The sequence below is a fragment of the Microlunatus speluncae genome (assembly GCF_009299835.1).
Classification (GTDB): Bacteria; Actinomycetota; Actinomycetes; order Propionibacteriales; family Propionibacteriaceae; genus Microlunatus; species Microlunatus speluncae.
In genome coordinates, this window is record NZ_VKCZ01000012.1 from 45,410 (window position 1) to 64,227 (window position 18,818).

Annotated in this window: 18 protein-coding genes; 7 read left to right on the forward strand and 11 right to left on the reverse strand. The window is 70.0% G+C overall.

The window, feature by feature from the left end:
- Positions 1 to 4 precede the first annotated feature (4 nt).
- The 4 genes from FNH24_RS15530 to FNH24_RS15545 all read left to right on the forward strand — a co-directional run bounded on the left by FNH24_RS15530 (position 5) and on the right by FNH24_RS15545 (position 6,147).
- Complete coding sequence (locus FNH24_RS15530; protein ID WP_152363123.1) at positions 5 to 1,303, forward strand: neutral/alkaline non-lysosomal ceramidase N-terminal domain-containing protein; 1,299 nt, start codon at positions 5 to 7, stop codon at positions 1,301 to 1,303.
- The gene (locus FNH24_RS15535) at positions 1,300 to 2,379 is read left to right on the forward strand and encodes a glycoside hydrolase family 172 protein (RefSeq protein ID WP_152363124.1); all 1,080 of its coding nucleotides are present in this window, start codon (positions 1,300 to 1,302) and stop codon (positions 2,377 to 2,379) included. The genes FNH24_RS15530 and FNH24_RS15535 overlap by 4 nt, the downstream gene beginning before the upstream one ends.
- Before the next feature lie 1,253 nt (positions 2,380 to 3,632).
- The gene (locus tag FNH24_RS15540) at positions 3,633 to 5,132 is read left to right on the forward strand and encodes a DUF222 domain-containing protein (protein ID WP_161606149.1); all 1,500 of its coding nucleotides are present in this window, start codon (positions 3,633 to 3,635) and stop codon (positions 5,130 to 5,132) included.
- A gap of 61 nt (positions 5,133 to 5,193) precedes the next feature.
- On the forward strand, positions 5,194 to 6,147 hold the full coding sequence (locus tag FNH24_RS15545; RefSeq protein ID WP_152363126.1) for an alpha/beta hydrolase: 954 nt from the start codon (positions 5,194 to 5,196) through the stop codon (positions 6,145 to 6,147).
- 79 nt (positions 6,148 to 6,226) lie between these two features.
- Here the strand turns inward: FNH24_RS15545 and FNH24_RS15550 are convergent, their stop codons facing one another.
- From FNH24_RS15550 to FNH24_RS15565, 4 genes are all read right to left on the reverse strand, one after another.
- Positions 6,227 to 6,415, reverse strand: a complete 189-nt coding sequence (locus FNH24_RS15550; protein WP_152363127.1) for a ferredoxin — start codon at positions 6,413 to 6,415, stop codon at positions 6,227 to 6,229.
- A gap of 7 nt (positions 6,416 to 6,422) precedes the next feature.
- Complete coding sequence (locus FNH24_RS15555) at positions 6,423 to 7,649, reverse strand: cytochrome P450 (protein ID WP_152363128.1); 1,227 nt, start codon at positions 7,647 to 7,649, stop codon at positions 6,423 to 6,425.
- Between the two features lie 116 nt (positions 7,650 to 7,765).
- Positions 7,766 to 8,308, reverse strand: coding sequence for an anthrone oxygenase family protein (locus tag FNH24_RS15560; RefSeq protein ID WP_152363129.1), 543 nt, complete (start codon positions 8,306 to 8,308; stop codon positions 7,766 to 7,768).
- A complete protein-coding gene (locus FNH24_RS15565; RefSeq protein WP_152363130.1) occupies positions 8,305 to 9,150 on the reverse strand; it encodes an NAD(P)H-binding protein in 846 nt (281 codons plus the stop codon). Before FNH24_RS15565 ends, FNH24_RS15560 begins: the two co-directional genes overlap by 4 nt.
- A gap of 85 nt (positions 9,151 to 9,235) precedes the next feature.
- Here FNH24_RS15565 and FNH24_RS15570 point away from each other — a divergent pair, with 85 nt between their 5' ends.
- Complete coding sequence (locus FNH24_RS15570; RefSeq protein ID WP_152363131.1) at positions 9,236 to 10,174, forward strand: AraC family transcriptional regulator; 939 nt, start codon at positions 9,236 to 9,238, stop codon at positions 10,172 to 10,174.
- A 76-nt stretch (positions 10,175 to 10,250) separates the two neighbouring features.
- On the opposite strand, the gene FNH24_RS15575 is transcribed toward FNH24_RS15570, so the two are convergent.
- The 4 genes from FNH24_RS15575 to FNH24_RS15590 are packed head-to-tail and all read right to left on the reverse strand — an operon-like array spanning position 10,251 to position 13,998.
- Complete coding sequence (locus FNH24_RS15575) at positions 10,251 to 11,918, reverse strand: phospho-sugar mutase (protein ID WP_246186916.1); 1,668 nt, start codon at positions 11,916 to 11,918, stop codon at positions 10,251 to 10,253.
- A complete protein-coding gene (locus tag FNH24_RS15580) occupies positions 11,915 to 12,718 on the reverse strand; it encodes a purine-nucleoside phosphorylase (protein WP_152363132.1) in 804 nt (267 codons plus the stop codon). Before FNH24_RS15580 ends, FNH24_RS15575 begins: the two co-directional genes overlap by 4 nt.
- Before the next feature lie 45 nt (positions 12,719 to 12,763).
- The gene (locus tag FNH24_RS15585; RefSeq protein WP_281351037.1) at positions 12,764 to 13,576 is read right to left on the reverse strand and encodes a putative protein N(5)-glutamine methyltransferase; all 813 of its coding nucleotides are present in this window, start codon (positions 13,574 to 13,576) and stop codon (positions 12,764 to 12,766) included.
- The gene (locus tag FNH24_RS15590) at positions 13,561 to 13,998 is read right to left on the reverse strand and encodes a gamma-glutamylcyclotransferase family protein (protein ID WP_246186917.1); all 438 of its coding nucleotides are present in this window, start codon (positions 13,996 to 13,998) and stop codon (positions 13,561 to 13,563) included. The genes FNH24_RS15585 and FNH24_RS15590 overlap by 16 nt, the downstream gene beginning before the upstream one ends.
- A gap of 65 nt (positions 13,999 to 14,063) precedes the next feature.
- On the opposite strand from FNH24_RS15590, the gene FNH24_RS15595 reads away from it, so the two are divergent.
- Together FNH24_RS15595 and FNH24_RS15600 are read left to right on the forward strand one after the other, a co-directional pair.
- Positions 14,064 to 15,470: an NAD(P)H-quinone dehydrogenase gene (locus FNH24_RS15595; protein WP_217428264.1), complete on the forward strand. Its 1,407-nt coding sequence runs from the start codon at positions 14,064 to 14,066 to the stop codon at positions 15,468 to 15,470.
- A gap of 49 nt (positions 15,471 to 15,519) precedes the next feature.
- Positions 15,520 to 16,359, forward strand: coding sequence for an NAD-dependent protein deacetylase (locus tag FNH24_RS15600; protein WP_246186918.1), 840 nt, complete (start codon positions 15,520 to 15,522; stop codon positions 16,357 to 16,359).
- On the opposite strand, the gene FNH24_RS15605 is transcribed toward FNH24_RS15600, so the two are convergent.
- From FNH24_RS15605 to FNH24_RS15615, 3 genes are read right to left on the reverse strand one after another with little or no spacing between them, the layout of a single operon-like run.
- On the reverse strand, positions 16,316 to 17,095 hold the full coding sequence (locus tag FNH24_RS15605) for a hypothetical protein (protein ID WP_152363134.1): 780 nt from the start codon (positions 17,093 to 17,095) through the stop codon (positions 16,316 to 16,318). The two genes, FNH24_RS15600 and FNH24_RS15605, sit on opposite strands and share 44 nt — an antisense overlap.
- Complete coding sequence (locus tag FNH24_RS15610) at positions 17,092 to 18,333, reverse strand: RNA polymerase sigma factor (protein ID WP_152363135.1); 1,242 nt, start codon at positions 18,331 to 18,333, stop codon at positions 17,092 to 17,094. The genes FNH24_RS15605 and FNH24_RS15610 overlap by 4 nt, the downstream gene beginning before the upstream one ends.
- Positions 18,334 to 18,346: 13 nt before the next feature.
- Positions 18,347 to 18,757, reverse strand: coding sequence for a YciI family protein (locus FNH24_RS15615; RefSeq protein WP_152363136.1), 411 nt, complete (start codon positions 18,755 to 18,757; stop codon positions 18,347 to 18,349).
- Positions 18,758 to 18,818 lie beyond the last annotated feature (61 nt).

The window sequence follows — 18,818 nt, forward strand, 5'->3', positions numbered from 1 at the left end:
TCCTATGACCACCCTGGGCACCGCCGTCGCCGACATCACCCCGCGTCATCCGGTCGATCTGTCCGGATTCGCCGGCCGCGAAGGTCCGTTGACCGGGGTCCGCGCGCCGCTGGAGGTGCAGGTCTTCGTCTTCGGTGATCCGGAGATCACCGCCGTCCTGGCCTGCGCCGATCTGCTCTGGTGGGGACCGGGCATCGCCGACGCGCTGCGGGCCAGGATCGCCGCGAAGCATGGGATCCCGGCCGAGGCCGTACTGCTGCACGCCTCGCACACCCACAGCGGGCCGCAGCCCGGGATGACGTTCTCGACCCTGGTCGGTCGCGGCGACCCGGACTATCTCGACCTGCTGCAGACCAGCACCCTGGCCGCGGTGGCCGAGGCCGCCGCGAACCTGGAACCCGTCGCCGTCTCCCGGGGTCGCGGCCGCTGCGAGATCGGGATGAACCGACGGCTGGCCCACCCGTCCGGTGCCGTCGGCGGCGCCGATCCGGCCGGGCCGACCGATCCCGAGGTCACGGTGATCAGCTTCGACCGGCCGGACGGCTCGGTGAAGGCGCTGCTGGCGCACTACGCCTGCCACCCGGTGATCACCGCTGACCTGCTCACCGGTCCCGACTTCCCGGGCGTGGCCCGGGCCCGGATCGTCGAGCGGCTCGAGAACCCTTCGACGGGCTCCGGGAACGAGGCGGTGATCGGATTCCTGCAAGGCTGTTGCGGCGACATCGACCCGGCCGTGCTGGACGGGGACCGGTTCGTCCGAGGTGGCGACGCCGAGCTGGAGCGGATCGGGGGCGCGCTGGCCGACGCGGTCGGTGAGGTGTTGGCGGCCGGGTTGGAGCCGACCGGTGGTTCGGTGCTGCGGACCCGGACCGCGGAGGCTCGGCTGCCGCTGCACGCGCCGTCGCTGGCCATGCTGGCGGCGCGCCGGGACGAGGACGGGATCTGGGGCGACTGGAGCCGGCACCTGCTGGCGCACCGGGAGTTGATCACCGACGAGATCCCGCTGCGAATGATCATGCTCGAACTGGCCGACGACCTCGCCCTGCTCGGCTTCGACGCCGAGGTGACGGTCGAGTACGGGCTGTGGCTGAAGGAGTGGTCTAACGGGAGGGTCTTGCCGATCCCGTACACCAACGGCATGATCGGATACGTGGTCACCGCCGAGCAGGTCCGGCAGGGTGGCTACGAGCCCGACGACTCCTATCCGTACGTCTATCGGTCCGGGCGGTTCACCACTGGCGCCGAAGAGATCATCCGATCCACGGTCGCCCACCTTCTCACAGACGGGACACCGACTCAGTGACTTCCTTCGACGGCCTCGGACTGCATCTGGGCAATCTGCATCTGCTGTCCGACGCCGAATCCCGCTCGCTCTCCGCCGAGAACCCGACCGGCGACCGCGGCGCCGGCGCACTGGCGACCGAGGGGATGGGCGCGCAGAACGCCCGTGATCTTGGGGTCGGCTGGAAGGTCGCGCCGGCGGTCAAGATCGCGCCGAACTCGGTCTTCGAGCTCGGTGACATCGCCGGCCCGGGCTCGATCCAGCAGATCTGGATGACCACCACCGCCGAGAACCGGTCGTTGATCTTGCGGATCTACTGGGACGGTCAGGACCATCCGTCGGTCGAGACTCCGCTGAACGACTTCTTCGCCTCCGGTTGGGGCCAGTTCGCCCAGATCTCCTCGCTGGCCGTCTGCGTCAACCCGAAGAACGGGTTCAACAGCTACTGGCAGATGCCGTTCCGGCAGCACTGCCGGATCACCGTGGAGAATCTGGCCGACACCGAGTGCGTGCTGTTCTACCAGGTCAACTACCAGTTGACCGAGGTGCCGGAGGATGCCGCCTATTTCCACGCCCAGTTCCGGCGGACCAATCCGCTGCCGTACGCGGAGGAGTACACGATCGTCGACGGCGTGTCCGGCCGCGGCCACTACGTCGGCACCGCGGTGGCCTGGGGCGCGAACAGCAACGGCTGGTGGGGCGAGGGCGAGCTGAAGTGGTTCCTCGATGCCGAGGAGGCACCGACGATCTGCGGCACCGGCACCGAGGACTACTTCTGCGGTGCCTGGGGATTCCAGGACCAGGGCCGCTACCACACCTTCACCACCGCGTACGCCGGGATGCCGGTGATCATCTCGCCGGACGGCGTGGATCCCAATCGGACCCAGACCCGGTTCGGTCTGTATCGCTGGCACATCACCGATCCGATCCGGTTCCGCAGTGATCTTCGGGTCACCATGCAGGCCCTCGGCTGGCGCAGCGGCGGCCGTTATCTGCCGTTGCGCGACGACATCGCCACCGTCGCCTACTGGTACCAAACCCTGCCGACCGCACCCTTCCCGGAGTTCCCGGATCGCGACGCGCTGGAGATCATCTGACCCGGCGGTCTTGTCCAGGGCCGGGTTCGGACGTTCGTTCCCTGAGCTCGTCGAAGCGCCGTCCTGAGCCTGTCGAAGGGGGCCGACCAGATCCCTCCGGCATTGAGAACCCTTGATCGATCCGGCCTGCCCCCTTCGACATGCTCAGGACGGCGCTTCGACAGGCTCAGGGAGCGGATGATCTTTCGCTGACCTCCGTTTCCTCGTGCTGTAGGGCTTATCGATCGGGAGGTTTGGGTGTTCGTTCCCTGAGCTTGTCGAAGCGCCGTCCTGAGCATGTCGAAGGGGGCAGGCCGGCTGGTGCGCCTCCGATTTCGGCCTGATGGTCGGAAAAGAACGCGCTAAGGAGCGGACGGGTTGGCGCGGTCGGTGAGGATGGCGGCCGGGCACGGTTGGGCGTGGGTCGATGGAGGCGGCTGGGTTGGGTGGTCTGGTCGGGGCGGCGGTCTTGGTGGGGGGTGTCCGGAATCGACCCGACGTGACGGGATCCGGAGGTTGTCGGCGGGTTTCGGGTGACGTTGGGTCGATTTCGGACATCGGATTACCGGTCAGGCGGGGGATCTCGCAGAGTTGATTGGTGGGTCCGGCCTCTGGGAGCGAACAGCCTGGCGCCCGATCCAAGATCAGGTGGATCCAGGCTGAGCTTGTCGAAGGGCCGGCCAGTTCCGTCCGGCGCTGAGAAACCTTGATCGATCCGGCTTGCCCCCTTCGACAGGCTCAGGGAGCGGATGATCTTCCCGCCACCGATCCTTGCGCAGTTGATCACCATGGCAGCGAGGGGAATCTCTGTTCTCGGTCTCGGGTGTTCTTACCTGAGCTCGTCGATGGGGACGTTGGCTGGCTCAGGGAGCGGATGATCTTTCGCTGACCTCCGCTCCCTCCGGCTGTGGGGATCATCGATCGGGAGGTTGGGTGTTCGTTCCCTGAGCCTGTCGAAGGGCAAGCCGGCGATCTCCTCTCTGTTCGGCCTGATGGTCGGAAAGAACGCGTCAAGGAGCGGGCGGGTTGGCGCGGTCGGTGAGGATGGCGGCCGGGCTCGGTTGGGCGCAGGTCGATGGTGGCGGTTGGGGTGGTCTGGTCGGGTCGATTTCGGGCGTCGGATCACCGGCCGGTTCCGTCCGGCGCTGTGGACTGTTGATGGATGTGGCTGGCCCCCTTCGACAGGCTCAGGACGGCGCTTCGACCGGCTCGGGGAGCGGATGTTTTTCCTTGTTTTGCTGCGTTTGTGGGCGGTGGCGGCTATAATAGAACACATGTTCGAGTCGTTGGAGTTGCGGGTTGCCGGGTACGGCACCGACGACATCCTCAAAGCTGCCAAGGCCGCGGTGCGGGCCCGGCTGGAAGCGGAGAACGAACTGATCGCCTGGACCGCGGCCTGGGCGGACGCGAACTCCGCGGACTCGATCCATCCCGACGAACTGCGATTGTTGGGCGGGCCGAAGGGGGTCCGGCCGGGCGGGGACGGGACGCCGGAGGTCAACGATCTGGCCCTGGTCGAACTGGCGGTCGCGATCAAGAAGGGTGAGTTCGCCGGGACCCGGTTCGTCGGTGAAGTGCTCGATGTGCGGCACCGACTGCCTCTGTTGTGGGAGAAGGTGATGGGGTGTGAGGTGGAGGGCTGGCAGACCCGCTCGATCGCCCGGATGACCCATCACCTCACCGTCGCCCAGGCCGGTCAGGTTGATGCGGACCTGGCCGGGTTCGCCGGGTTGGTCGGGTTCTCGAAGCTGCGGGATCGGGCGGAGGCGGCGATCGCGCGGGTCGATGCCGAACGGGTTGAGCGGGTCGCGGCGGAACGGAAGTCCGAGCTCGGGGTGTGGTTGTCGCAGACCTCCGATGAAGGGTTGAAGTCGCTGTTTGCCCGTCTCGAACCGGCCGCGGCGATCCGGTTGTATGCCCGGATCCAGGAGCTTGCCGACGCGCTTCCCGCCGATGGCCGCACGCCGGACGAACGCCGCGCTGAAGCGCTCGGGTTGTTGGGTAATGAGTTGGAGGCGACCCGGATCCTGGCCGCGGCGCGGCAGCCTGATCTGTTCGCCGAGGAGTTCGCCGCCGCGGTCCAACCGGTCGCGGGCGAGGACCCCGACGAGCCGGTCGAGGAGTCCGAGCTACACCAGTCGCTGCGGGATCAGCCGGCCATGATCACCGATGCAGACCTGCTCGTGTTCAAGGCGGCGGTCGAGAAGCTGGTCGCCGGGCTGGATCCTTCGCTGCTGTTGCCGACCTCGACCCTGGTCGTGCACATCGCGGCGGAATCGTTGGAGACCGGGTCCGGGATCTGCCGGGTGCCCGGGATCGGGCCGACCACGATGGGTGTGGTGAAGGACTGGCTCGGTCATGACCGGGTGAACGTCGTTCCGGTGGTCGATCTGAACGATCCGCCGGCCCCGGTCGATGCCTACGAGATCCCCGACCGGCACAGACGCTACCTCCGGTTCGCCCGGCCCGGGAGCAGTTTCCCGTGGTCGACCGCGACCGGGAACCTGGAGCTTGATCACACCGTGCCCTATCGGTCGATGGGCGAGGGTGGGCCGCCGGGTCAGACCGGCATCGACGCTCTGGCCCCGCTGGCGAGACGGGAGCATCGGGCGGTGACCCATGGTGGGTGGCGGCGGCGACAACCCGAGCCGGGCACGATGATCTTTCGATCACCGCACGGCGACACCCAGCTCACCAACTACTCCGGCACCTTCGACCTCGGTCGCGGGACCTTCGCCCGCGCCATCTGGGCCGCCGCCGCCCCCACCCACTGAACCGGCTCTCCGGGTCGGTGTCGGACAATCCTTGTGTCGTCACTGGGACCGAGGAGGATCGATGCCGCTGGAACCGGCTGTCGTCGCGGTGCGCGCGCAGGTCCCGCCGGAGCTGCCGACCGATGACCTGGTCGAGCACCGGCGGCGGGCGGACGAGTACCAAGATCGGATCTGGCCCCTGGCTGGGCTGGCCGGCCCGGACCTGCCGACTCGGGATCACCTGATCAAGACCCCGGGACGTCCGGACACGATCTTGCGCCTGCTCTACCCGGCCGGCGTCGAGCCGGGCCGGGAGAAGCATCCGATCTGCCTGTCTCTGTTCGGCGGTGGCTGGCAGCAGGGCGGCCTGCACCACCCGTCGTTCGCTCACCCCGCGGCCCGCCGGGCCGCTGGGGCCGGGGTGATCATGGCCTGTCTGTCCTACGCGCTCGCCCCCGAACATCCCTACCCGGCGGCGCTCGACCAGTGCGTCGCGGCCCTGGACTGGATCGTCGAACACGCCGCAGAAGTCGGCGCCGACCCGGACCGGATCGCGCTGGACGGCACCTCGTCCGGCGGCAATCTCGCCGCCGCGCTGGCGCTGCGCAACCGGGACGGCGCTGGCCATCCGGTCCGGCTGCAGGTCCTGGAGGTGGCGGCGCTGGATCTCACCGGCGGCCATCTCGACTGGGCCGACGTTGATCAGGAGACTCGGGACGGCTGGGGATCGAGGCTGACCTCGGTGTTTCGGACCTATGTCCCGTCCGGTGAGCTGACCGACCCGTATGTGTCTCCGTTGCTGGCCGAGGAGCTGTCCGGGCTGCCGCCGGCCTACGTGATCACGGCTGAGCTGGATCCGCTCCGCGGCGACGGCGAGGCCTACGCCGCCGCACTCGGCCGGGCCGGCGTGCCGGTCGCCGCCCTGCGGGTGATCGGCGCCGACCACGGCAGCCACGTCTTCGAGCGGATCTCCCTCGCCGCCCGCGCCACCCAGTCCATGATCAGCTCCGCCCTGCGCACCCTCCACGACGACTGAGTTGTCAGAACTGAGTTGTGCCAGGGCACAACTCAGTTCTGACAAGTCGGCGGGAGAGTGGGGGTGCGGGGGTGCGGGGTCAGGCGAGGCGGAGGGCGCCGGAGGGGCAGAGGAGGACGGCTTCCCGGACCTCCGTGTCGCAGTCCTCGGCCTCGTCGGCGAGCAGCACGACGCGGCCGTCCTCCTCGTCCTGGTCGAAATACTCCGGCGCGGTCAGCGCGCACATGCCCGAGCCGACGCAGACGTGTTGATCAGCAACGATGCGCATCGTGAGCTCAGCTCCTCCAGGTGACGGGCAGTTCGGTGACGCCGTAGAAGTTCTGATCGGTGCGCAGCGGCACCTGGCTCGCCGGGACGGCCAGCCGCAGGTCGGGGAAGCGGCGGATCAGCCGCTCGAAGGCGATCCGCATCTCGATCCGCGCCAGCTGCTGGCCGAGGCACTGGTGCACGCCGTGGCCGAAGGTCAGGTGCCCGCGGGTCTCGTTGGTGACGTCGAAGATGTCCGGGTCGGCGAAGTGTTCCTCGTCCCGGTTGGCGGTCTGTACCGAGACGGTGAGGTATTCGCCGGCCTTGATCAACTCGCCATCCAGCTCGATGTCCTCCCGCGCCTGGCGGATGATCCCGGTGTGGATGACGCCGACGTAGCGCAGCAGCTCCTCCACCCCGCCGGCCATCAGCTCCGGCCGGCCCCGCAGCAGCTCCCACTGGTCGCGGTTCTCCAACAGGGCCATCGCGCCCAGGCCGATCATCTTGGCGGTGGTTTCGTGCCCGGCGATCAACAGCAGCGCGCCGAGACCGATCATCTCCTCGGCGGAAAGATCATCATCGGCGGCCAGGTCGGACAGCAGATCATCGGTCGGCTCGGCCTTCTTGGCGGCGACGAGCTCGCCGAGATAGCCGAAGATGCGCTGCTGCGCGAGCCCCTTCTCCTCCATCGTCGCGGTCATCGTCAACAGGGTCGAGGAATCGGCCAGGAAATGATCACGATCGGCGTACGGGACGCCGAGCAGTTCGCAGATGACCAGCGACGGCACCGGCAGCGCGAACTCGGCAGCCAGATCGACGGGAGCACCCGCGGATTCGAGCAGGTCGAGCCGGGCGTCGACGATGTCGGCGATCAGCGGCTCCATCCGCTTCATCCGGCGGACGGTGAAGACGCCGGTGAGCTTGCGCCGCAGCCGGGTGTGCTCCGCGCCGTCCATCTCGATGAACATCCCCGGCGTCACCGGCAGGTCGCCCTCGAAGCCGGCGAACTCCTCCAGCCCGGGCATCGGCACTGGGACCTTGACCGGAGCGGTGAACCGGGATTTGAAGCGCGGGTCGGCCAGCACCAGGCGGCCGAGCCGATGGCTGGTGACGAGCCACCCGAGCGCACCGTCCGGGTAGTACCGCAGCCGCCGCAACGGTGCTTCGCGATGCAGCGCCATCACGGCGGCGGGCGGGTCGAACGGACGTTCGCGGTCGAGCGGGATGCCGTACGGAACGGTGTCGGCGGTCGTCATCGGGATCTCCTCGGTGGCCGGCGGCGCGAGCGGGCTCGCACTCGTATACGTAGAAATCTAGTATACGTATATGGGTGCGTGCAAACATATCCACCGATCGGATTCCCTGCGGTTGATCACCGAGGTGGCACGGTCCCCGGATATTGGTACGGATTCGCCGGCAGCGGGCCGACCGGTCGCGGCCTGGTGCTGCTGGCCAGCGCCACGCCGAGGGTGATCACCGACAGGGTGCAGGCGATCGCTCGCAGGTTGTTCGCCGTGGACCAGGCGCCGGCGAAGCTGGTCCACTCGGCCAGGCCCTCGGGTGAGTAGGGATCGAGGGTGGCGAGTTGATCATTGAGCGGCACATTGATGCTCATGGTGATCATGCCGGCGACGAAGTAGAGCAGGGATCCGGCCAACAGCCACCACCGACCCGGGTGGCGCTGGACGAAGCCGAGCAGGATCAGCGGCAGGCAAGCCAGGCCGGTGACGGTGAAGATCATCAGGAACAGCGGGTTGTAGATCGCGACGTTCATCAGGTTCATCGCCGCGGCGCCCTGGCCGGCGGGCAGCTGTTCCAGGCTGGGCATCACCGAGTTGCCGTAGCCGAAGAAGAGCCCGGCCATCAGCGCGATCCCGGTCAGGGTGATCAGGGTGAGGATCTTGGTGGCGGTCATGCCGACCACACCCCGGCGCGGGCGGTGCGGCGAGCCCAGTCGGTGAAGTCGCGCGGGGCTCGTCCGAGCACCTGTTGGACGCCGTCGGAGACGTACTCCGAGCGGTGCAGCCGGATCACCGCGAGCAGGTCGCGCAGGGCCTCGGCCTCCTCTCGGGAGGCACCCAGCCGGATCAGCTCGGCGACATGATCTTCGGGTTCGAGGGCCGTGTAGCGGACCGGTCGCCCGGTCGCGGCGGCCAGTTCGGCCACCACCTCGGTCAGGGTCAGCGGGCGCGGACCGGACAGTGAATAGATCTGGCCGGTGTGCCGGGGGTCCAGCAGTGCGTTGATCATCACCTCGGCGACATCCTCGGTGTCGATCCACGGCTCGGCGCCGTCGCCGGTCGACCAGCGGAGCTCGCCGGCCACGATCTGATCATGCAGCAGCAGGTCCTCGCTGAAGTTCTGCATGAACCAGGACGGCCGGACGATGGTCCAGTCGACGCCGCTGTCCTGGACCGCCTGCTCCAGCGCGAGCTGGCCGTAGTAGACCTCGAACTCGCGGCCCGGGCCGCCGACTCCGCGGCCGGAGAGCAGGACGACCCGGCGCAGCCCGCCGGCCGCGGCCTGCTTGATGAACTGGCCGGCCCGCTCCAGTCCCGCCGGGTCGTACGGCGGAGCCAGGTATGCCGTGTCGAGGCCGGTGGCGGCGGCCCAGGTGTTGTCGTCGTACCAATCGAATCGTTGCTCGCTCGACCGCGAGGCCAGCCGGACCGGCACGCCGTGGTCCCGCAGCCGGTCGGCGACGTGCCGTCCGGTCTTGCCCAGACCGCCGAGAAGGAGGATCGGTGTCGTTGTCATGGCTCAAGCTCACCGCGAAATGGTGAGACAAACCATGGTTGTCTGAGGCATTTCCATGTCTGAGAGTCTCAGCTATGCTCGCGTCATGGATGTGCTCGATGATCTGCTGGCCGGCACCAAGGCCCGCGGCGGGGTGTTCAATCTGACGATCATGGACCCGCCGTGGGCCCTGGACATCGTCGATCGGGCGCCGCTCTCGCTCTCGACGCTGGTTCGCGGCTCGGCCTGGATCGTTCGCGCCGGCGAGCCGCCGGTCCGGATGGAGCAGGGCGACGTCGCCATCGTGCTCGGCCCGGATCCCTACGTCGTCGGCGACGATCCCCAGACCGCGCCGCAGTTGCGGATCCATCCGGGCGGGGTCTGCGAGCCGCTGCCCGGTGCGCCGGTCGACTACAGCGCCCGGCTCGGGGTGCGGACCTACGGCGGCCGGCCCGACGGCGAGGCGATGGCGGTCAGCGGCACCTACCAACTCGAGGGCGACGTCAGCCAGCGGCTGATCTCCGCGCTGCCGCCGGTGCTGGTGGTGCCGGCCGCCGAGGTCTCCGGTCATGTGATGGACCTGGTGCTGGGCGAGATCCAACGCGACGAACCGGGCCAGCAGAGCGTGCTCGACCGCTGGCTCGACCTGGCGTTGATCACCACGCTGCGGGCCTGGTTCGCCCGGCCGGAATCGGAGGCGCCGGGGTGGTATCGGGCGCAGGCCGATCCCGTCGTCGGGCACGCCCTCCGGCTGCTGCACGATGAGCCCGCGCATCCGTGGAATCTGGTCGAATTGGCCGCCCGCACCGACGTCTCCCGGGCCAGCCTGTCCCGCCGGTTCACCGCCCTGGTCGGCGAGGCGCCGATGGCGTACCTGACCGGTTGGCGGATCACCCTCGCGGCCGACCTGCTGCGGATGACCGACCACACCGTCGAGGCGATCGCCCGCCGCGTCGGCTACGCCAACGCCTTCGCCCTCTCGGTCGCCTTCAAACGCCTCCGCGGCCTCAGCCCAACCGCCCACCGCCGCTCCACCGCCGCCTGAAACCCCGACTTGTCAGAACTAGGGCACGCCCTGGCGTCCCCTAGTTCTGACAAGTCGGGGTAGTTGGGCGGGGAGGTCAGAGGTTGAGGGTGGTGGTGAGGTCGAGGCCGACCTGGTCCAGGGTTCGGTCGGCGCGGGATCTGGCGGCGGCCAGGTCCTGGCTCTCGGCGGGTGGGATCCGGACCTCGAGGTAGCACTTGAGTTTCGGTTCGGTGCCGGACGGGCGGACCACGACCTTGATCGAGTCGCCGCACAGCCGGACCCCGTCGGTGGCCGGCAGCTTCTCGGTCGGTTCGGCCAGATCGAGGAAGGTGACCGGTTCGCCGGCCAGCCGACTCGGCCGGGCCGCGCGCAGCCGGGCCATCGCGTCGGTGATCAAGGACAGGTCGGAGACCCGGAAGGTCAGCGGGCGGGTCTGGTGCACGCCGTAGTGCCGGGCGATCTCGTCCAGCCGGTCGGCCATCGTCAGCCCCTCGGCCTTCAGCCCGGCCGCGATCGTCAAGATCTTGATCAAGGCCGAGATGCCGTCCTTGTCAGGCACGGCGTCGGGATCGCAGCAGTAGCCGATCGCCTCCTCGTAGCCGAAGGCCAGGCTCGTCACCCGGCCGATCCACTTGAACCCGGTCAGGGTGGCGACGAACGGCTGGCCATACGCGGCGGCCATCGCCGACAACAGCGAACTGGAGACGATCGAGCAGGCGTACGTGCCGCGCACGCCGCGGCGCAAGGCGTCGTCGCCGAGGATCGCGCCGAGCTCGTCGCCGGAGAGGGTACGCCAGCCGTCGTCATCGGGGATCGCGACGGCGCAACGGTCGGCGTCCGGGTCGTTGGCGATGATCAACTCCGCGCCGGTCTCGGTCGCATTCGCCACCGCCCGGTCGAGCGCCCCGGGCTCCTCCGGATTGGGGAACGAGACGGTCGGGAAGGCGGGATCCGGCCGCTCCTGCTCGGCGACCACCACCGCGGGCGGGAATCCCGTCCGTTGCCAGGCCTGCTGGACGATCGCGCCTCCGACGCCGTGCATTGGGGTGTAGACCCAGGACAGCTCGCGCGGCGCCGCCGGGTCGACCAACGTGCCCAACCGATCAAGGTAGGCGGTGATCAACTCCTCGCCGAGCACCGTGAAATCGGTCGACCGGGCAAGATCACCGACCGGGTGCCGGCTCATCCAGCCGATCCGTTCCGCGATCTCGGTGTCGGCCGGCGGGATGATCTGCGAACCGTCGCCCAGATAGACCTTGTAACCGTTGTCGTTCGGCGGGTTGTGCGAGGCGGTCACCACGACGCCGGCGACGCAGTCGAAATGCCGGATCCCGAACGCCACCACGGGAGTCGGAGTCGGCTCCCGGGTGATCACCACCTCGAAGCCGGCCGCCGCGATGATCTCCGCCGAGTCGCGCGCGAACACGTCGGAGTTGTAGCGGGCGTCGTAGCCGATGATCACCCGGCCACCGGCCCGGCCCTCGTCGGTCAGGTAGGCCGCCAGCCCGGCCGCCGCGTGGCCGACCACCACCCGGTTCATCCGGTTCGGGCCGGGACCGAGCGCACCGCGCAGCCCGGCGGTGCCGAACTCCAGCCGCCCGGCGAAGGCGTCGACCAGCTCCGCCAGCGCCGCGGCGTCGCCCGCCTCCGCCTTGATGATCAAGTCGTCCAGGGCCAGCGCGGTCACCGGATCCGGATCCTGCGCGCGCCACGCGTCCAGCTGCTGCCGCAGCTCGGGATCGATCACCGGCGGCGCGGTCACAGCACGGCCGCCAGTCCGCCGAGCAGCGAGCGCAATCGCGGTTCCGCCGCGCGACCGGCCGCGATCACCTCGGCATGGTCCAGCGGGGTGGGGGAGATCCCGGCCGCGAGGTTGGTGACCAGGGAGATGCCGAGCACCTCGAGCCCGGCCTCCCGCGCCGCGATGGTCTCCAGGGTCGTCGACATGCCGACGAGATCGCCGCCGAGGATCCCGGCCATCCTGACCTCGGCCGGCGTCTCGTACTGCGGCCCGCGGAACTGGACGTAGACACCCTCGGCCAGGGTCGGGTCGACCCGCCGGGCGAGCTCCCGCAGCCGCTTCGAATAGGCCTCGGTCAGGTCGATGAACGTCGCACCCGCCAGTGGGGTGGCGCCGGTCAGGTTCAGATGATCGCGGATCAGCACCGGCGTGCCCGGCCCCCAGTCGGGGTTCAGCCCGCCGCAGCCGTTGGTCAGCACCAGGGTCGTCGCGCCGGCCGCCGCCGCGGTCCGGACCCCGTGCACGACCGCTGCCGTACCGCGTCCCTCGTAGTAGTGGGTGCGGCCGGTGAACACGGCCGCCGTCTTGCCGCCCGGCGTGCGGAACAGCCGCAGCGCCCCACCGTGCCCGGCGACCACGGGCGCGCTGAAGCCGGGCAGGTCGGCCAGCGGCAGCTCGCCGAGCGGCTCGCCGATCTCGTCCGCCGCGGCCGACCAGCCCGACCCGAGCACCAGCGCGAGGTCGATCTTGTCGATGGTCAGGTCGCGGCGGAGCGCCTCAGCGGCGTGGACGGCCAGCTCCCGGGGATCCTCGATGGTCACCTGCGCACTATAAGGGCGTCGGCCGTGCCGGTGGCCCGGTTGCGTCTACCGTGTGTCCCGCTGAACATCGGGGTGGATGCCGATCACGGCGGTGCCGTCGATCTCGTCGTCGGTGCTGATCATGGTCCGGAATCCGTTCCGGGCCAGGATTTCCGCGGTGTACGGCGCCTGGCGTCGACCGGTCTCGATCAAGATCCGGCCGCCCGGACGCAGCCAGCCCGGAGCGGCCGCGGCGGCCCGGCGTTGCAGGTCGAGCCCGTCCGGCCCGCCGTCCAGGGCGATCCGGGCCTCGTGCTCCCGGGCCTCCCGGGGCATCAGCGCGATCTGCTCCGTCGGCACGTACGGCAGGTTGGCCACGATCACGTCGACCCGGCCGCGCAGCCGGTCCGGCAGCGGATCGAAAAGATCACCGGCGAGCACGGTCTGCCGCGGACCGGTGAGATTGCGCCGGGCACACCGGACGGCGGCCGGGTCGAGCTCGGTGGCGTACAGCTCAAGATCATCGACGGTGGCGGCGAGCGCCGCGCCGATCGCTCCGCTGCCGCAGCAGAGATCGATCGCGACCGCCCCGGGCCCGAGGCCGACCGCGGCCTGCTCGACCAGCAGCCCACTCCGGGTCCGCGGTACGAACACGGTCGGCTCGACCGCGATCCGCAAGCCGCGGAACTCGGCCCAGCCGAGCACGTACTCCAACGGATCGCCGGAGACCCGCCGGGTGATCATCCGCTCCAGGCCGGCGGCATCGGTCGCCTCGGCCAGCAGCAGCTCGGCCTCCTCCTCGGCGAAGACACACCCGGCAGCCCGCAGCCGGTCGATGATCTTGCTGGTCCGATTCAGCAGACTCAGCCGCTGCTGCAGGGGCGCAGCCGGAGCGAGGCCACATAGTCCTCCGGCGCTCCGGCCGACTCGGCGGAGTCGGCGATCAGGCCGACGGTCCGGGCGCTCGGCAGCCCGCCCTCGAAATCGTTCAGCACATAGACCCAGGCGCGCTCGAGGTTGTCGCGGATCGTCACGCTCAGCTTCACCTTGCGGTAGAGGCCGGAGTCGGCGCTCTCCCACGTGTCCAGCGAGTCCTCGTCCGCCGGCGTCAGGTCGTAGAGGGCGACGAAGACCTGCGAGTCCGCGTCCTCGGCCAGCGTCGGCAGCGGGCCGTCCCAACCGTCACCGCCGAACGCGATCCGCCAGCCGGACAGCCAGCCGGTGCCGCGCCGAGGCGAGTGAGGGCAGCGAACGGCCATGTGGCTCGGATCGAGATTGCTTGCGTAGGCCGCATACAGCACTCCCAGAGGGTATCGGTTTGACCTCCCCGACCGTCGGAACCTCGCGTGAAAGGATGTCGGACGTGGTGACGCGAGTGGTGATCGTCGGCGGCGGACCGGGCGGGTACGAGGCGGCGCTGGTCGCCGCCCAACTGGGCGGCGAGGTGACCCTGATCGACTCCGACGGGATCGGCGGCTCGGCGGTGCTGACCGACTGCGTGCCGTCCAAGACCCTGATCGCCACGGCCGAGGTGATGACCGAGGTGAGCGAGTCGGCGGAGCTGGGCATCCGGTTCGCCGACGGCGATTCGCCGGCCAACGGGCTGAGCGTCGACCTGAGGGCCGTGAATCGGCGGGTGCTCGAGCTGGCGGCGGCGCAGTCCGACGACGTCGCGGAACGGCTGGTCCGGGAGAAGGTGACGCTGGTCGCCGGCCGCGGCCGGCTGGACGGCTCGGAGCGGGTGATCGCGACCACCGCCGACGGCGAGCAGACCTTCCCGGCGGACGTGATCTTGATCGCCACCGGCGCCCATCCGCGGGTGCTGCCGGACGCGCAACCGGACGGCGAGCGGATCCTGACCTGGACCCAGGTGTACGGGCTGACCGAGCTGCCGGAGCGACTGATCGTGGTCGGGTCCGGCGTCACCGGGGCCGAGTTCGCCGGCGCCTACAGCGGGCTGGGCGCCGAGGTGGTGCTGGTCTCCTCCCGTGATCGGGTGCTGCCGCACGAGGACGCGGACGCGGCTCAGGTGCTGGAGGACGTGTTCACCCGGCGCGGGATGGAGGTGCTGTCCCGGTCCCGGGCCGAGTCGGTGACCCGCGACGGTGATCAGGTCGTGGTCACCCTCACCGATGGCCGTACGGTCACCGGATCGCACTGCCTGCTGGCCGTCGGCTCGATCGCCAACACGGATGATCTTGGTCTGGCCGAGGCCGGGATCGAGGTCAACGAAGCCGGCTTCGTCGCCGTCGACCGCGTCTCCCGGACCTCGGCCCGCGGGGTGTACGCGGCCGGTGACTGCACCGGCGTGCTGATGCTGGCCTCGGTCGCCGCCATGCAGGGCCGGATCGCGATGTGGCACGCGCTCGGTGACCGGGTCAGCCCGCTCGACCTGAGCGTGGTCTCCTCCAACGTGTTCACCGCGCCGGAGATCGCCACCGTCGGGATGAACCAGCAGCAGGCCGACACCGCCGTGCCGAAGGTGGCGACCGTGATGCTGCCGCTGGAGGGCAACGCCCGGGCCAAGATGCAGGGCATCCGGGACGGCTTCGTCAAGGTGTTCTGCCTGCCCGTGACCGGGATCGTGGTCGGCGGCGTGGTGGTCTCGCCCCGGGCCAGCGAGCTGATCTATCCGCTGGCGATCGCGGTCGCGGAGCGGCTCACCGTCGACCAGGTGGCCGAGTCCTTCACCGTCTATCCGTCCCTCTCCGGATCGATCGCCGAAGCTGCCCGCCGGCTGCACCTGCACGGCCGGGAGATCACCCACGCCTGAGCGACCGAGCCGGCCCGGCTCGGTTTGATCAATCGCCTACGGTGGCTGGGTGAGCCTGATCGATCGTGTCGCCGACCAGCTGCGGGATCGGCGCTGGGTGGTGTTGACCGGTGCCGGGGTCTCGACCGACAGCGGCATCCCCGACTATCGCGGCCCTGACGCGCGGCCGGCAGCACCGATGATGTACGGCGAGTTCGCCGGGTCGCTCGAGGCCCGCCGGCGTTACTGGGCCCGGTCCTTCCAGGGCTGGCGGCAGATCGGCGTGGCTCGGCCCAACGCGGGTCACCGGGCGCTGGTCCGGCTCGAGGCCGCGGGGCTGGCCGGGGTCGTCACCCAGAACGTCGACGGCCTGCACGAGGACGCCGGCAGCAGCCGCGTGATCGATCTGCACGGCCGGATCGACCAGGTGATCTGTCTCGACTGCGGTCTCCGGGTCTCCCGGGCGACGGTTCAAGATCAACTGGAGCAGCTGAACCCGGGGATCGGTCCGGCCGAACAGCTGGACCACGCCGAGCTGCGCCCCGACGGCGACGCCGTGGTGGCCGAGTGGGACGACTTCGTGCTGGTCGACTGCGAGCGCTGCGGCGGCCGGCTCAAGCCGGATGTGGTGTTCTTCGGCGAGAGTGTGCCGCGGGACCGGGTGGCGGCGGCCTACTCGCTGGTCGACGAGGGCGAGGTGTTGCTGGTCGCCGGCTCGTCCCTGACCGTGATGTCCGGCCTGCGCTTCGTCCGGCATGCCTGGAAGGCCGGCCGGCCGGTGATCATCGTCAACCGCGGCGAGACCCGCGGCGACGAGTTCGCCATGATCAAGATCGAGGACGGCACCTCGGAGGTGCTCGGCCGGCTCAGCGAGGAGCTGACGACCGCCGGGACGACCGAATCGCGCTGATCCGCCGGCGCACCGACGCGGCCAGCTCGCCATGATCAGCTCGGAGCGCGGCCAGCACCCGGCCCAGCGCCTCGGCCGCGTCCAGCAGCCGGTCCGGATCAAGATCAGCCGGATGGGTCGCCTCGAGCCCGGGCGGCGCGGGCCGGCCGGCGTTCTCCAGGCTGACCGCGCCGAAGCCCGGGAACGCGACCCCGGCGTCGGCCGCCGCGAGCTGCCAGACCAGGTCCCGGCCCTCGGTGAGCGATCGCAGCGCTCGCCAGCGATGATCACGAACGGCATGCCGGGCGGCGTCGCCGACCGCGATCCAGGCCAGGAACACCCACTCGGCCTGGGTGGCGGAATCCGGTGTCCACCGGTCCGCGGGCAGCGCCTCGGCCAGCCGGCCCGATCGGTCCAGCAGCACCCGCGACTCGGGCGGCCGGCCGGCCCGGAAGTCGGCCGGGGCGACGACCAGCGACAGCTGCCGGCCGTCCCGATAGGCCACGATGCAGTGCGATCCGGTCTGCCAGGACTGGATCAGCGTCCCGGCCACCGGAGCGAACTCGCTCGCGGCAGCGATCGCCTCCGCCGGTCGCTGCTCGAGCTCACCGATCACCCCGAGGCCGGCATCGAGATCGGACCAGGCGTCGCCGGCCCCGCGACCGAGCGAGCCGCCGAGCTCGACCCAGTCGATCCACGACTGTTGCTCGGCCCAGGTGGTCAGCGCCACGACCAGTTCGTTCGGTTCCGCCGTCATCGAGGCCCCTCCAGCCGGCCGGCCCGGTCGCGCAGATAGCGCTGCTGCGCCAGGTTGATGGCCCGGTCCGCGGCCAGCAGGTAGGTGGTCCGGGCTTGGGTCCGGTCGCCGGACAGCTCGAGCAGATGGGCCCGTACCGCCGGCAGCCGATGATCATCGCCGAGCCGGCCGGACCCTTCCAGCGCGGTGATCAACTCCAGCCCCGCCTGCGGGCCGTCGGCCATCGCCACCGCTACCGCGTGGTTCAGCTCGACCACCGGATTGTCCGACAGCCCGAGCAGCAGCCGGTAGAGCGCGACGATCTGCGGCCAGTCGGTCGCCGTCGCCGACGGCGCCTCGTCGTGGATCGCCGCAATCGCCGCCTGCAGCTGGAACGGGCCCGGTTCGCCGCGGCGGAGCACGGTGCTGATCAAGGAAACCCCCTCCTCGATCTGCTCGGCGTTCCAGCGGGAACGATCTTGGTCGGCCATCGAGATCAACTCGCCGTCCGGGCCGGTGCGCGCATCCCGCCGGGCGTCCGTCAACAGCATCAGGGCCAGCAGCCCGGCGACCTCGGGATCGTCGGTGCCGCGCCGCATCAACCGGCACAGCCGGATCGCCTCGGTCGCCAGCTCCGGCCGGTGCAGCGACGGTCCGGCGGTGCTGGCGTACCCCTCGTTGAAGATCAGATAGAGCACATGCCGCACCGCCCCGGCCCGCTCCGTCCGCTGCTCCGGCGGCGGCAGCGCGAACGGGACGCCGCTGCCGGTGATCGTCTGCTTGGCCCGGCTGATCCGCCGCGTCATCGTCGTCTCCGGCACCAGGAAGGCCCTGGCGATCTCGGCCGTGGTCAGGCCGCCGACGGCGCGCAGCGTCAGCGCGATCTGCGACGTCTCCGACAGCGAGGGGTGGCAGCAGAGGAACAGCAAGATCACCGAATCGTCGCCGTCGGTGCCGGACCGGTCCGCACCGGGAGCGACCTGATCGGCCGGGATCTCCCACTGGGCCAGGGTTTCCTCCCGCCGTCGCCGCGCCTGCTCGCTGCGCAGCAGATCGATCAGTTTGCGCGAGGCGACCCGGATCAGCCAGGCCCGCGGTTGCTCCGGCCGGCCGTCGACCGGCCACTGGGTCGCGGCGGCCAGCAGCGCCTCGGACACCGCGTCCTCGCAACTGTCGAAGTTGCCGTAACGGCGGACGAGCGCGCCGAGGACCTGCGGCGTGAGCTCGCGCAGCAGGTCCTCGGTGGCCCGGTTGATCATGAAGGCTCGATGATCAGAGGTCGGGCGTCGGTGGGGCGTCGTCGATCGGGCGGATGTCGACGTACACCTCGGCGGCGGCGCCGGGCGGATGGGGCGTGTTGGCCAGCTGCGCCGCGATCTCGGTCGCCCGGTCGAAGCTGACACAGTCGACGATCGTGTAGCCGGCCAGCACCTCCTGGGTCTCGGCGTAGGGACCGTCGGTGATCACCGGCCCGCCGTCACGCATGCTGATCCGGCGGGCGTGGACGGGGGCGCTGAGCCCGTTGGCGTCGACGAACTCGCCGGATTCGACCAGCGCGTTGTTCCAGGCACCCATGAATTCGTGCAGGGCGGACACGTCCTCGGCCGTCCACGCGGCCTCGCCCTTGCCGGTCAACACGTCGTAGTCGCGCTGCGATCCGTACAGCATGATCAGATACTTCACGGCTCTCTCCTTGTCCTCACGGCGCCGTCCTCCGGCGCCTGTCACCGAGACGTCGGAGCCG

What these genes read in the sequence shown, in the direction of transcription:
- FNH24_RS15530 (WP_152363123.1), top strand. Translation starts at nt 5, where the DNA reads ATGACCACCCTGGGCACCGCCGTCGCCGACATCACCCCGCGTCATCCG.
- FNH24_RS15540 (WP_161606149.1), top strand. Translation starts at nt 3,633, where the DNA reads ATGTTCGAGTCGTTGGAGTTGCGGGTTGCCGGGTACGGCACCGACGAC.
- FNH24_RS15545 (WP_152363126.1), top strand. Translation starts at nt 5,194, where the DNA reads ATGCCGCTGGAACCGGCTGTCGTCGCGGTGCGCGCGCAGGTCCCGCCG.
- FNH24_RS15550 (WP_152363127.1), bottom strand. Translation starts at nt 6,415, where the DNA reads ATGCGCATCGTTGCTGATCAACACGTCTGCGTCGGCTCGGGCATGTGC.
- FNH24_RS15555 (WP_152363128.1), bottom strand. Translation starts at nt 7,649, where the DNA reads ATGACGACCGCCGACACCGTTCCGTACGGCATCCCGCTCGACCGCGAA.
- FNH24_RS15560 (WP_152363129.1), bottom strand. Translation starts at nt 8,308, where the DNA reads ATGACCGCCACCAAGATCCTCACCCTGATCACCCTGACCGGGATCGCG.
- FNH24_RS15565 (WP_152363130.1), bottom strand. Translation starts at nt 9,150, where the DNA reads ATGACAACGACACCGATCCTCCTTCTCGGCGGTCTGGGCAAGACCGGA.
- FNH24_RS15570 (WP_152363131.1), top strand. Translation starts at nt 9,236, where the DNA reads ATGGATGTGCTCGATGATCTGCTGGCCGGCACCAAGGCCCGCGGCGGG.
- FNH24_RS15605 (WP_152363134.1), bottom strand. Translation starts at nt 17,095, where the DNA reads ATGACGGCGGAACCGAACGAACTGGTCGTGGCGCTGACCACCTGGGCC.
- FNH24_RS15610 (WP_152363135.1), bottom strand. Translation starts at nt 18,333, where the DNA reads ATGATCAACCGGGCCACCGAGGACCTGCTGCGCGAGCTCACGCCGCAG.